At 58.4% G+C, this 13,010-nt stretch carries 10 protein-coding genes and 4 tRNA genes; 9 read left to right on the forward strand and 5 right to left on the reverse strand.

From position 1 onward, the window contains the following. Positions 1-80 precede the first annotated feature (80 nt). Complete coding sequence (locus tag HDC32_RS29885) at positions 81-620, reverse strand: TetR/AcrR family transcriptional regulator (RefSeq protein ID WP_131699163.1); 540 nt, start codon at positions 618-620, stop codon at positions 81-83. A 90-nt stretch (positions 621-710) separates the two neighbouring features. Here HDC32_RS29885 and HDC32_RS29890 point away from each other — a divergent pair, with 90 nt between their 5' ends. The 3 genes from HDC32_RS29890 to HDC32_RS29900 all read left to right on the forward strand — a co-directional run bounded on the left by HDC32_RS29890 (position 711) and on the right by HDC32_RS29900 (position 5,079). Next, positions 711-1,910 carry an MFS transporter gene (locus tag HDC32_RS29890; protein WP_131699164.1) on the forward strand — a complete coding sequence of 400 codons (1,200 nt, stop codon included), beginning with the start codon at positions 711-713 and terminating at the stop codon, positions 1,908-1,910. Between the two features lie 88 nt (positions 1,911-1,998). Continuing rightward, positions 1,999-3,147 carry a TDT family transporter gene (locus tag HDC32_RS29895; RefSeq protein WP_145337982.1) on the forward strand — a complete coding sequence of 383 codons (1,149 nt, stop codon included), beginning with the start codon at positions 1,999-2,001 and terminating at the stop codon, positions 3,145-3,147. 57 nt (positions 3,148-3,204) lie between these two features. Beyond that, positions 3,205-5,079: an MFS transporter gene (locus HDC32_RS29900; RefSeq protein ID WP_184746458.1), complete on the forward strand. Its 1,875-nt coding sequence runs from the start codon at positions 3,205-3,207 to the stop codon at positions 5,077-5,079. 102 nt (positions 5,080-5,181) lie between these two features. On the opposite strand, the gene sugE is transcribed toward HDC32_RS29900, so the two are convergent. The 3 genes from sugE to rdgC form a co-directional block, all read right to left on the reverse strand. Then, positions 5,182-5,496 (reverse strand): quaternary ammonium compound efflux SMR transporter SugE, encoded by a 315-nt coding sequence (gene sugE, locus HDC32_RS29905; RefSeq protein ID WP_131699167.1) that lies wholly within the window; start codon positions 5,494-5,496, stop codon positions 5,182-5,184. 107 nt (positions 5,497-5,603) lie between these two features. Further along, complete coding sequence (locus HDC32_RS29910; protein ID WP_131699168.1) at positions 5,604-6,569, reverse strand: bile acid:sodium symporter family protein; 966 nt, start codon at positions 6,567-6,569, stop codon at positions 5,604-5,606. 90 nt (positions 6,570-6,659) lie between these two features. Beyond that, positions 6,660-7,580, reverse strand: a complete 921-nt coding sequence (gene rdgC / locus HDC32_RS29915; RefSeq protein WP_027607105.1) for a recombination-associated protein RdgC — start codon at positions 7,578-7,580, stop codon at positions 6,660-6,662. Between the two features lie 159 nt (positions 7,581-7,739). Between rdgC and HDC32_RS29920 the strand changes: the two genes are divergently transcribed. The 5 genes from HDC32_RS29920 (at position 7,740) to HDC32_RS29940 (ending at position 9,821) form a co-directional block, all read left to right on the forward strand. Further along, a tRNA-Val gene (locus HDC32_RS29920) sits at positions 7,740-7,815 on the forward strand. 19 nt (positions 7,816-7,834) lie between these two features. Beyond that, a tRNA-Asp gene (locus HDC32_RS29925) sits at positions 7,835-7,911 on the forward strand. Positions 7,912-8,087: 176 nt separating this feature from the next. After that, a tRNA-Val gene (locus HDC32_RS29930) sits at positions 8,088-8,163 on the forward strand. 19 nt (positions 8,164-8,182) lie between these two features. After that, positions 8,183-8,259 (forward strand) — tRNA-Asp (locus tag HDC32_RS29935). 233 nt (positions 8,260-8,492) lie between these two features. Continuing rightward, positions 8,493-9,821: an integrase arm-type DNA-binding domain-containing protein gene (locus HDC32_RS29940; RefSeq protein WP_145337978.1), complete on the forward strand. Its 1,329-nt coding sequence runs from the start codon at positions 8,493-8,495 to the stop codon at positions 9,819-9,821. Positions 9,822-10,639: 818 nt separating this feature from the next. Here the strand turns inward: HDC32_RS29940 and HDC32_RS29945 are convergent. Further along, positions 10,640-11,449: a nuclear transport factor 2 family protein gene (locus HDC32_RS29945; protein WP_145337976.1), complete on the reverse strand. Its 810-nt coding sequence runs from the start codon at positions 11,447-11,449 to the stop codon at positions 10,640-10,642. Between the two features lie 158 nt (positions 11,450-11,607). On the opposite strand from HDC32_RS29945, the gene HDC32_RS29950 reads away from it, so the two are divergent. After that, positions 11,608-13,005 carry an FAD-binding oxidoreductase gene (locus tag HDC32_RS29950; protein ID WP_145337974.1) on the forward strand — a complete coding sequence of 466 codons (1,398 nt, stop codon included), beginning with the start codon at positions 11,608-11,610 and terminating at the stop codon, positions 13,003-13,005. Positions 13,006-13,010: the final 5 nt, after the last annotated feature.

A 13,010-nucleotide genomic window follows, 5' to 3' on the forward strand; every position in this document is an offset into this window, starting at 1 on the left:
TGTGTCAGCTACAGATAAGCTGACTGACATACCGCAATCGGGAGCAAGCCCCCTCCCACATTTGGTTTTGTGTCAGGTCTTCAGGCCTTCAGTGCCAGCTCGATCAGCGCGTGCAGTTCTTCAACTTGCAGTGGCTCGGTTGAGAACAGAATACGAAACACTGTCGGCGCCGCGAGCAGATTGATCAAGTGGTCCACGCTCGGTGGTGCCTGGTCCGGATAACGATCGACAATCGCCTGAAACTGCCCACTCAAGATGCTCACGCAGTAGCCCGGCGTCACGCTGCATTGCAGATCGCGCATCATGTTGCGGCCCGGCTCCGAACTCATCTCATCCAGATATTGCTCGGCCCACGCCCGTAAGTCGCCACGCAGGCTGCCGGTGTTGGCGGGTTCGCTGTCGGGGCGCATCCGCGCCAGGGCCACATCCGCGAGCAGCACCGAGAGGTCGCCCCAGCGCCGGTAGATGGTCGAGGGCGTGACGCCTGCGCGCGCGGCAATCATCGGCACCGTGACACTGGAGCGCTCATGGGCGTCGAGCAAATCACGTACGGCCGAATGGACCGATTCTTGTACCCGGGCACTGCGGCCCCCCGGGCGGAGGCCTTCTTTTATCGCCATGCGGCGACCTTAACACAAAGAATTTGCTTTAAGCGCTGGCGGGTAGCACACTCCGCAAAAGCAAAATATTAGCTTTAGCGGAGCGTGCCCATGTCTAGCCTCACTTCTCATCGGTCCAGCCTGGTGTTCCTCGCGGTCACGTTGCTGACGTTTCTCGCGGCTTCCAGTGCGCCGACACCGTTGTATCACCTGTATCAGGAGGGGCTGCATTTTTCGGCAGGCATGCTCACGTTGATCTTTGGCGTGTACGCCTTGAGCCTGTTGGCGGCGCTGTTGACCGTGGGCTCGCTGTCGGACCACCTGGGACGCAAGCCAGTGATTTTTACTGCGTTGGTCCTGAATATGCTAGCGATGCTGCTGTTCATCAATGAAGGCAGCGTGGCTTGGCTGATCGCCGCGCGTACCGTGCAAGGGTTTGCCACCGGCATGGCCACGGCGGTGCTGGGCGCGGCATTGCTCGACACCGACCGCCAACAGGGCCCGCTGGTCAACAGTGTGGCGCCTCTGCTGGGCATGGCGTGCGGTGCGATGGGCAGCAGTGTGCTGGCGGAGTTCGCGCCGCTGCCGACGCAGTTGATCTACTGGACGCTGCTGGCGCTGATGCTGGTGCAGGCGCTGTATGTATGGCGCCTGCCGGAAACCGTTGATCGCATTCCCGGTGCAGTGGCATCGCTGCGCCCAACGCTGCATGTGCCGCCCCAGGCGCGTCGAGCGTTGTGGTTGTCGCTGCCGGTGGACGTGGCGGTGTGGGCGATGGGGGGCTTTTACTTGTCCCTGGCGCCGTCGCTGGTGCGAGCGGCCACAGGCTCTACGTCGAACCTTATCGGCGGCGGCCTGGTGGCGGTGCTGACGTTGAGCGGGGCGCTGATGATCTTCACCCTGCGCAACCGCCCGGCCAGTAAGGTCCTGCGCCTGGGCGCGACGCTGTTGGCTGTGGGGGTGGCGCTGATCCTCACGGCAGTGCACAGCGCCAGCCTGCCGCTGTTTTTTATCGCCACGTTGATCGCCGGCAGCGGCTTCGGCGCCGGCTTTCTCGGCGCATTGCGCAGTGTGGTGCCACTGGCCTTGCCCCATGAACGGGCAGGCTTGATGTCGGCATTCTATGTGCTGAGTTATTTGGCGTTTTGCTTGCCTTCGCTGCTGGCGGGCAACCTGATTCGCAGCTTTGGCCTGATCGCCACCACCGACGGGTACGGCGCAGTCCTCATCCTGCTGGCCCTCGGGGCGTTGGTCGCTTTGCTGCTGCAGGATTCGGCAAAGTCCAAGGTGGCCTGTATATCTGCAAAGTAGATAACAGTTAGAGATATTACCCGTTATATAGATATTCGATCAGGTTCTACCATGGTCTCAACCTCATGCGAGGAAGAGGATTGCCATCATGACCTGCTCGACGACCATCAGTTACAAACCCTTCAGTCACCTGACCCGCCCTCGGGAAGTGATTCGTCAGTTCACCCCCAACTGGTTCGCCGCGACCATGGGCACCGGTGTACTGGCGTTGGCCCTGGCGCAATGGCCGGTCAACCTGCCAGGTTTGCATGCCATTGCCGAAGGGCTGTGGTGGTTCACCATCGGCCTGTTTATCCTGTTCAGTGCCTTGTATGCCGCGCGTTGGTTGATGTTTTTCCACGAGGCGCGGCGGATCTTCGGGCACTCCACGGTCTCTATGTTCTTCGGTACCATTCCCATGGGCCTGGCGACCATTCTCAATGGCTTGCTGCTGTTTGGCCTGCCGCGTTGGGGCGGCGACGTGATCCCGCTGGCCGAAGCCCTGTGGTGGCTGGATGTGGCGATGGCCCTGGCCTGCGGTGTGCTGATCCCCTTCATGATGTTCACCCGCCAGGAACACAGCATCGACCAGATGACCGCCGTGTGGCTGCTGCCGGTGGTTGCAGCAGAAGTTGCGGCAGCCAGCGGTGGCTTGCTCGCGCCGCACCTGGCGGACGCTCACTCGCAACTGGTGATGCTGGTGACCAGCTACGTGCTGTGGGCGTTTTCGCTGCCGGTGGCGTTCAGCATCCTGACGATCCTGATGTTGCGCATGGCCCTGCACAAACTGCCCCATGCCAATATGGCCGCGTCGAGTTGGCTGGCGCTGGGTCCGATCGGTACCGGTGCCCTGGGCATGTTGTTGCTGGGCGGCGATGCACCAGCGATCTTTGCCGCCAATGGCTTGCCTGGCGTGGGGGAAATGGCCAATGGTCTCGGCCTGGTTGCAGGTATCACCCTGTGGGGCTTCGGCTTATGGTGGATGCTGATCGCGGTATTGATCACCCTGCGTTACCTGCGCGGCGGTATTCCGTTCAACCTGGGCTGGTGGGGCTTTACCTTCCCGTTGGGCGTTTACGCCCTGGCCACTCTGAAGCTGGCGAGCCTGTTGCATCTGGGTTTCTTTAATGTGTTTGGTAGCGTGCTGGTGGCGGCGTTGGCGCTGATGTGGCTGATCGTGGCCAAGCGCACTGTGCAGGGCGCCTATAAAGGTGAGCTTTTTGTTTCGCCGTGCATTGCAGGACTAGGGAATAAGTAGGCGGAGTTAGGTAAAGTCGTGGCCTGATAACTATTAGGCCACGCAGGAACACGGACGATGAGCCACCCCTCACAATTCACCTTGCTGCGCACACGGCGCTTCCTGCCGTTTTTCATCACCCAGTTGCTGGGCGCTTTCAACGACAACATCTTCAAGCAATCGCTGATCCTGGCGATTCTCTACAAGCTCACCATCGACGGTGACCGCACCATTTGGGTCAACCTGTGCGCCTTGCTGTTTATCCTGCCGTTCTTCCTGTTCTCGGCGCTGGCCGGGCAGTTTGGCGAAAAATTCAACAAGGATGCGTTGATCCGCGCGATCAAGATCGGCGAGATCGTGATCATGGCCGTCGGTGCCACGGGCTTCCTGTTCAACCATTTGGAATTGATGCTGCTGGCGTTGTTTGCCATGGGTACCCACTCGGCACTGTTCGGTCCGGTGAAGTACTCGATCATGCCCCAGGCCCTGCACGAAGACGAGCTGGTAGGTGGCAACGGCTTGGTGGAGATGGGCACGTTCCTGGCCATCCTCGCCGGCACCATTGGCGCCGGAATCATGATGTCGTCCACCCATTACGCGCCGATCGTGGCGGTGGCGATTGTCGGCGCGGCAGTGCTGGGGTACCTGGCCAGCCGCAGTATTCCACGGGCGGCGGCATCGACGCCGCAGCTGCGCCTGGATTGGAATATCTTCACGCAGTCCTGGGCCACGCTGCGCATGGGCCTGGGACAGACGCCGGCGGTGTCGCGCTCGATTGTTGGCAACTCATGGTTCTGGTTTGTCGGCGCGATCTACCTGACACAGATCCCGGCCTACGCCAAGGAGTGGTTGTACGGCGATGAAACCGTGGTCACCCTGATCCTCACGGTGTTTTCGGTGGGCATTGCCCTGGGCTCGATGCTCTGTGAAAAACTCTCCGGGCGTAAGGTGGAAATCGGCCTGGTGCCGTTTGGCTCGTTCGGCCTGACGGTGTTCGGCCTGCTGCTGTGGTGGCATTCCGGCGGCTTTCCACAGAACGTTCAAGCGAATGATTGGCTCGCGGTGCTCAGCTATGGCCAAGCCTGGTGGGTGTTGTTCGATATCCTTGGCCTGGGTGTGTTCGGCGGTTTCTATATCGTGCCTCTGTACGCGCTGATCCAGTCGCGTACCGCCGAGAACGAGCGGGCGCGTGTGATCGCCGCCAACAACATTCTCAACGCGCTGTTCATGGTGGTGTCGGCGATTGTGTCGATCCTGCTGCTGAGCGTGGCCAAGTTGTCGATCCCCGAGCTGTTCCTGGTGGTCTCGCTGCTCAACATCGCCGTCAACACCTACATCTTCCGGATCGTCCCCGAGTTCACCATGCGCTTCATGATCTGGCTGCTCAGCCACTCCATGTACCGCGTGGAGCATCGCAACCTCGACCTGATTCCGGACGAAGGCGCAGCCTTGCTGGTGTGCAACCACGTTTCGTTTGTCGATGCACTGTTGATTGGTGGCGCGGTGCGTCGGCCGATTCGTTTTGTCATGTACTACAAGATCTACCGGTTGCCGGTGCTGAACTTTATCTTCCGCACCGCCGGGGCGATTCCGATTGCCGGGCGCAACGAAGATATTCATATCTACGAAAAGGCCTTCACGCGCATTGCCCAATACCTGAAGGACGGGGAGTTGGTGTGCATCTTCCCGGAAGGCAAGCTGACCAGTGATGGCGAGATGAACGAGTTCCGCGGTGGCGTGACGCGCATTCTGGAAGAGACGCCGGTGCCGGTGATTCCGATGGCGTTGCAGGGGTTGTGGGGGAGTTTCTTCAGCCGCGATCCGAATAAGGGCTTCCTTCATCGAATCTGGTCGCGGGTGGTGTTGGTGGCGGGCGAGCCTGTTGCTGTGGACGCGGCTACGCCTGCGCAGTTGCAGGCGGTGGTTGGTGTTTTGCGGGGGAGTGTCAGGTAGTTCTGTGCTGGATGTACTGGCCTCATCGGGGGCAAGCTTCCTTCCACACTAGACAGCTCGGTCAAATGTGGGAGGGGGCTTGCCCCCGATGGCGGTAGCGGCCTAAGCGCTGATCTTAAGCCCAACAAGCCCGCAAATGATCAACGCCACACTGGCCAACCGAAACAACGCCATGGACTCCCCGAACAGGACAATCCCGGCGATCACGGTGCCCACGGCACCCACGCCGGTCCAGATGGCATAGGCGGTGCCCAGGGGCAGTTCTTTCATGGCCAGTCCCAGCAGGCCGAGGCTGATGGCCATGGCGGCAATCGTCAGGACAGTGGGCAGTGGCTTGCTGAAACCGTCGGTGTACTTCAAGCCGACGGCCCAGCCGACTTCGAACAGGCCGGCAAAAAACAGAATGATCCAGGACATGATGACCTCGCTTTTTCAGGCGGGGCCGTCCCCGGGTTGTGCGCCTCGACAGCGTCGCGAGGTCGTCCCCGCGAAGCTCGGTAGAGTGCCGAAAATTGATCATTCGATCAAGTTTGCGGCGTGTTCTCCAATACGCGGCGGTCTTCCTTCTCGCTCATGCGACGGAAATACGTCGACAGCAGTGCCCCGGAAATATTGTGCCAGACACTGAACAACGCACTGGGCACTGCCGCCAACGGTGAAAAGTGCGCGCTGGCCAACGCGGCACCCAGCCCTGAGTTCTGCATGCCTACTTCCAGCGCCAACGACTTGCGTTGGGCCAATGGCAACTTGAACAAGCGGCCGGTGAAGTAGCCCAGCAAGTAGCCAAAGCTGTTGTGCAGCATCACCACGGCCATGATCAGCAGGCCCGACTCGGCGATTTTCGCCTGGCTGGCCGCCACTACTGCAGCGACGATGATCACGATGCTGACCACCGACACCAGGGGCAGCACGTCCACCGCGTGGCGGACCCGCTCGCCGAGCAGGCGTTGCGCGACCACGCCGAGCACGATCGGCAGCAGCACCACTTGCAGGATCGACCAGAACAACTCCATGAACGACACCGGCAACCAGGCCGATGCCAACAGCCAGATCAGTGCCGGGGTGAGCAGCGGGGCGAGGAGGGTGGTGACGGCGGCGATGGCCACCGACAGCGCCAGGTCGCCACGGGCCAGCCAGGTCATCACGTTGGAGGAGGTGCCGCTTGGGCAGCAACCGACCAGGATCACGCCGACGGCAATTTCCGGCGGCAGGTGAAAGGCCTGGCACAGCAGCCAGGCCACCCCAGGCATGATCACAAAATGCGCGACTACACCCAGGGCCACACGCCACGGGTGGCGAGCGACTTCGGCGAAGTCTTCAAGTTTGAGGGTCAGCCCCATGCCGAACATCACCAGGCCCAGCAGCGGCACGATGGCGCTTTTCAGGCCGATGAACCAGCTGGGTTCGAAGAACGCGACGACGGCGAAGATCAACACCCAGTAGGCGAAGGTATTGCCGACGAAGCGGCTCAAGGCGGCGAGTGCGCGCATGGGGGCGTCCTTGTTGTTAGATTCTGGAAGTGCAAATGCAGTCAAAAGTGGGAGAGGGCAAGCCCTCCCACATTTTGATCTTCACATGGCTTAAATGCCCTGTGGGGTTTCTTCGCCGCCGAGGGCTTCGATCAACGCTGGCAGGAAGTCGCCGAAGGTCAGCATCATCAGGGTAAAGCTGGCGTCCAGTTGGCCCAGCGCCTCTTCACCACCGTCCTGTTCTGCCTGGTCTTGCAGCAGGTCTTCGAACTTCAGGCGCTTGACGGTCATCTTGTCGTCGAGCATGAAGGACAGCTTGTCCTGCCAGGCCAGGGACAATTGGGTCACGACTTTGCCGGTGGTCAGGTGCAACTGGATTTCTTCGCCGGTCAGGTCCTGACGCTTGCAACGCACAATGCCGCCGTCTTCGTGGGTGTCGCGCAGTTCGCATTCGTCGAGGACGAAGAAATCATCGGCCGGTTTCTGGGTGGTGACCCAGTCGGTCATGATGGCGGTTGGCGCGGTTTTCACGGTGAGTGGGCGAACCGGCAGGGTGCCGATCACTTCACGCAGGGTGGAGAGCAGGTCTTCGGCGCGTTTCGGGCTGGCCGAGTTCACCAGGATCAGGCCCTGTTTCGGCGCGATGGCGGCAAAGGTCGACGAACGACGAATAAAGGCGCGGGGTAGGAAGGCCTGGATGATTTCATCCTTGATCTGGTCGCGTTCCTTTTTATAGACCTTGCGCATTTGCTCAGCTTCGATCTCTTCGACTTTCTCTTTGAGTGCATCACGCACCACGCTACCTGGCAGGATGCGTTCTTCCTTGCGGGCGGCGATCAGCAGGAAGTCACCGCTGACGTGAACCAGGGGAGCGTCCTCGCCTTTACCGAAAGGCGCGACGAAACCGTAAGTGGTCAACTCCTGGCTTGCACAAGGGCGCGCCAGTTTGGTGGCCATGGCCGCTTCCAACGCCTCGGCATCAACAGGCAGATCTTGGGTCAGGCGATAGATAAGCAGGTTCTTGAACCACATGGGGTGAGTCTCTCCTTTATACAAAGGGGGGCATTATTCTCTTGATAGCGCCTCAGGCCAACCCTGCCTAAGCCATTGGAAGGCCTCAAAAAAAAGATTTAAGAAAGTGCTTGCCAGACCCAAGGTCGCTCCGTAGAATGCGCGCCACACCGAGACGAAGGGTGATTAGCTCAGCTGGGAGAGCATCTGCCTTACAAGCAGAGGGTCGGCGGTTCGATCCCGTCATCACCCACCATTCGCTTCAAGTGTTACGCGCAGCGGTAGTTCAGTCGGTTAGAATACCGGCCTGTCACGCCGGGGGTCGCGGGTTCGAGTCCCGTCCGCTGCGCCATATTCGGTAACTTGGAACGCTGAACGCCAGGTCACCACAGAAAGCCCGCTTAATCGCGGGCTTTTTGCTGTCCGGAATATGGCAAAAAATCGTACGGCGAACTTTTTTTGAATAAATTGCATTTAAATCAAGACATTACGATTTTTTGGTGTATGATGCGCCCACACCGAAACGAAGGGTGATTAGCTCAGCTGGGAGAGCATCTGCCTTACAAGCAGAGGGTCGGCGGTTCGATCCCGTCATCACCCACCATTCGCTTCAAGTGTTACGCGCAGCGGTAGTTCAGTCGGTTAGAATACCGGCCTGTCACGCCGGGGGTCGCGGGTTCGAGTCCCGTCCGCTGCGCCATATTTGCTTCCACTAAGGCCCACTGAACGCCTGGAAGCCACGGAGATAGCGGCCTTGAGCCGCTTTTTTCGTTTTCTGAATTCCACTGGAATCCATCTCCAGCCACGGTTATTAAGTACACATTTAAGTACACCGCTGGCACAGCCTTTTACGATTCCTTGCGCATCAATTTTCGTATTGGTTCGTCTACCGCTGGGTTGTATTCCTCTCCTTGATGCAAAAGGAGGTGTCTGATGGCTCTGACAGATACAGCGATAAAGCAAGCCAAGCCCGCCAGCAAGCCTTATACGTTAACTGATGGGGATGGCTTATCTCTGCAAGTTCCCACGACGGGTTCGAAGCGCTGGCATTTCCGTTTCTATTGGAATGACAAGCAATTGCGTATTTCCCTTGGCATCTATCCCGACGTCAGTCTCAAGGAGGCTCGCCAGCGGAGAGAGGCTGCACGTGCGCTGGTGGCCAACAATATCGATCCCCGCTCACATCGTCGCGCCGAGCGCCAAAAAGCCTCTCACGCCGCCAACAACACGTTTGAAGCGGTTGCTGGTCGCTGGCATGAGTTCCGAAGTAAAAAGCTGACGAAAAGTAAGAAGGGCAGTGCAGGGCAAGCGAGTAAATACCTGAAGAAGGACATGCTGCCGTGTTTGGGCGATCTTCCGATCTCAGATATTTCTCGTGGTGACGTGCTGGAGCTCATTAGGCGAATTGAGCGCAGAGCGGCGCTGGTCTCTGCTCGAAAGGTGCGCACCTGGCTCAACCAGATTTTCCGTTTTGCCATAGCGGAAGGGCTCGTTGATGTGAACCCAGCAGCAGATCTTGATATCGTTGCTGAGACGCCGCGGCCAGTTCGCCATAATCCTTTCCTCCAGGTAAATGAACTTCCAGGACTGCTCAGGACCGTAACCAACTATGGGTGTGCAGAAGCGACACGGCTTGGTATCCGTCTATTGCTGTTGACAGGGGTGCGTACAGGAGAGCTACGGGCGGCGACGCCAGACCAATTCGACCTCGACAAGGGGATCTGGCTGGTGCCGCCGGAGGGTGTCAAGCAACTCCGGAGTCGTGTTCGAACCCAGAGGAATGAGATCCCACCTTATGTAATTCCACTGTCTACCCAAGCAATTGCAATTGTGCAGCGGCTAATGCAGTTAAGGGCGCGCGGTGCGCGGTATCTGCTGGTACACCGATACGAACCGCAGGAAATGATCAGTGAAAATACCCTTAACACCGCGATCAGCCGCATGGGTTACAAAGGAAGGCTCACTGGGCATGGCATCAGGGCCACCATCTCAACGGCGCTCAACGAGGTGGGCTTTGTAGAAGAGTGGATTGAGGCGCAGCTTTCCCATGCGGATGCCAACAAAATTCGCGCTGCATATAATCATGCCGAATACGTCGAGCCGAGGCGTAGGATGATGCAATATTGGGCGGACTTATTAGATGCGCTAGAGAGTGGGGTTTCGCCGCCTAACCCTGAAGCATACATGGCGCAGGGCGGCCTACGCTCAATGGATTTTCTGAACGCGCAGCAGGAATCTGTTAGCTATAGTATGGGGTGCTAGGAGGCGAGTGTTCGAATCACTCCGACCCGACCATATCTTCCAATTGCTTAGCCCAATTTTTTCAGGTTGGGCTTTTTCATGCCTGCAAAATTGCTCCCACAGATATCTTGGACCTTGGTAGCTCTGCGAGACTCAGTGTGAGTTCGCGCCGCTTTTGGCCCTTTTTCGCGCTGCCATTGGCACCAATCCTGTCTGATATTTCTCTTCCTTTCTCCGCTTTTTCGCATGTTAGATAGCCTTGCCAAACGCCCTGTTTTACGGCCGATTAGGCCGTTTTTCCTCACCCGCTGCGCGGCGCTAAACCCTGGAAGCTCAGTTCCGATTCTTCGTTCTTAAAGGTCAGCATCCCTAATCAGTGAAACCGGCTGCTCGTCAAGCGGGCCGTGCCTTTGAATACAAACGGAAGCGGCGAAAGCACCTTTAGGCCAGACTTCCGATTGTGCGCTAGGGAAACGGAACAGTGTGCGGGGAGGGAAGGGTGGGCAATCGCCAGATCTGCGAAAGTCTCTAGTCGCTGGCCGAGCGTTTTGATCCCAAGGCCAAGGGCCGATTTGGAATCAAACCATCGCGTCCAAGAGCCTGACTCATACCTCCAAATTCGGCGTTTTTGGGCCCAAACCGCAGTGCCAAACAGACCGCAAATTCACCCGACTTCTTGCTGTTTTGGTGACAAATCATTTTGCAGGTAGTTGGCACCGATTGAGTTCCGCTGACCCCACGAAAGATCCGCCGGCAGCGGCTTCTAGCGGTCAGCTCGGGATTTCTTGCAAGGTCCTGGCCGGTGCCACATCCGCTGCGAACTCACATTTGGTCCTAGCCTAAGTAAGTTGCTGCAAATAGGCCTTCGGCGAACACCCTGTTTTTTGCTTGAAGCAACGGTAGAAAGTGGACAGCGAGTTAAAGCCTGAGGCGCTGGCAATTTCATCAATGCGCGAGGCGTGGTGTTGCGCATTCAAACGTGAAAGGGCCTCATCCAGGCGCAGCTGATTGAGCAGCGTATAAAACGTTTGCCCCCGAACCTGATTGAGAAAAAACGAGATCTGGTTGCGTGTGTAGCCAGTCGATGCCGCAACCTGAGACAGGTCCAGGCGTGGATCGAGATAGGGCTTGGTCTGCTCGAAGTACTGCTGCAAATCATTGGCAAGCGCCCCGACCTGACGGGCTGATAATCCCAAACGATTGACGGCCTCAGCGCTATAGGCCTGGCGGGTTAACGTTGGGGCATGATTGACCAGCATCGCGTGTTCGTTGACTTTAATGATCAGCCCGTCCCGTACCGACAGCGCTTCAACAGTGCGGAATGAAACAAGACCCTCGCTGCCATTGAGCGTCACTCGGTACTGCAAGAACGCGGTGTCGCCATCGATGCGCAAGCGATCGGTGTAAATCTGAAACTCTTCTGATCCCACCGGCATGCTTGCCGCGAGATAGTCGCGCAATTGCGAGTAGTCGATGGTCCGGTTCTGGAAAAAATCGTTGTACTCGATGGCTGGGTGATAGAGAGCCATCACGGAGTCCAGGTCGCGCCGCTTCCATGCCTCGTGATAACGCACCACAACTTCATGAGTCTGTGTGCTCGAAGGATCCGCCGGGAAGGTTGGGGTGGTGGGTAAATCAGGTACTTCCACAACGAGCTCCAGGGTGCAGAACAGGGCAAAGTCCAGAGTATTCCAGAAGCCGCACTTTTCCGCCCGTGTCCGCTGCGATGTTTACCTGCCCGTTGTGCCTGTGAAAACGTCGGTTATTGCTTTAGCGTCAGCCCAGGAATTTTACGGAGCATGAGCGCATGACACTTCACATCGCGAACCAGTCCCTGGCGGACGCTCGGCCTTATCCTGTCTGGCAGGAAGCACAAACGCCTGCGACTGCCGCGCCAAGGCTCACGGGTGAAGTGACCTGTGATATTGCGATTGTGGGCGGCGGATTTGTCGGGCTATGGACTGCGCTGATGGCGCGTCAGCGCTGGCCTGAAGCAACCATCGTTGTGCTTGAAGCCGGACAGTGCGGTGGCGAAGCCAGCGGTCGTAATGGCGGGTTCTGCGCGCCAAGTATTTCCCACGGTGTTTCCAATGCGCTGAAACGTTGGCCCAAGGAGGCGGAGCAACTGGTTCGACTGGGCAGGGAAAACCTGGTGGCATTTGAGGAGGATCTGCAGCGCTATGGCATGGACGTAGCGTTTGAGCGCTGCGGAAAATTGAATGTCGCGAGTCAGTCCTGGCAGGTGGAAGGGCTAAGGTCGATGCAGCGTAACTACGAGCGCTTTGGCATCGCCTGTGAATTTCTGGATGGCGAGGCTCTCAAGTCACACCTCGACTCACCGGCCTATGTTGCGGGCGTTTTTGAGCCCAATTATGCGTTGCTGAACCCGGTTAAGATGGTTTCAGAGCTTCGACGCGTGTGCCTGGCGCAAGGCGTGCAGCTGTTCGAACATTCTCCGGTAACCGCGCTGCATCACGACGGCAGTCATCAGGTACTGGAAACCGGACTAGGCACTGTAAAAGCAGCCAAAGTCGCACTCGGCACCAACATCGCGCCGCCGTTGCTGGGGGAACTGAAGTCCAAGGTCATTCCCATTTATGACTACGCATTAGCGACTCAGCCGCTCGACGATGCTCAGCTGCGCGCAATCGGTTGGGTCGGCCGCTACGGGATTGCTGACAGTGGCAATCAGTTTCACTACCTGCGCAAGACCGAAGACAACCGCATCCTCTGGGGTGGTTACGACGCCATCTATCACTTCGGGAGCCGGCGCGATGAGGCGTTGACGCAACGTCCCGACAGCTTCGCGACACTGGCACGGCAATTTCAGTTGGCCTTCCCTGTCTTGGCGGACGTCATGTTCAGTCATGCCTGGGGCGGCATCATCGATACCTCCGCGCGCACCACAATGTTCTGCGGCACTTCGTCTGACGGCTGCATTGCCTACGCCCAAGGGTTCACGGGGCAGGGCGTGTCCGCCAGTCGTTTCGCGGCGTTGACCATGCTTGATTTGCTCGAGGGCAAATCGACCGAGCGCACGAAACTGGCAATGACCTCGACGGCACCTTTTCCGTTTCCACCCGAGCCCCTGCGTTATGTGGGCGTGTCGCTGGCGCAGCGCTCACTGGCCCGCGAAGACCTTACCGGGCACCGCGACTGGCTGCTCAAAGGGTTTGATGCGCTGGGTATCGGTTTTGATTCTTGAACTGG

This window comes from Pseudomonas sp. JAI120 (assembly GCF_014207255.1).
In the GTDB taxonomy this organism is placed as follows: domain Bacteria; phylum Pseudomonadota; class Gammaproteobacteria; order Pseudomonadales; family Pseudomonadaceae; genus Aquipseudomonas.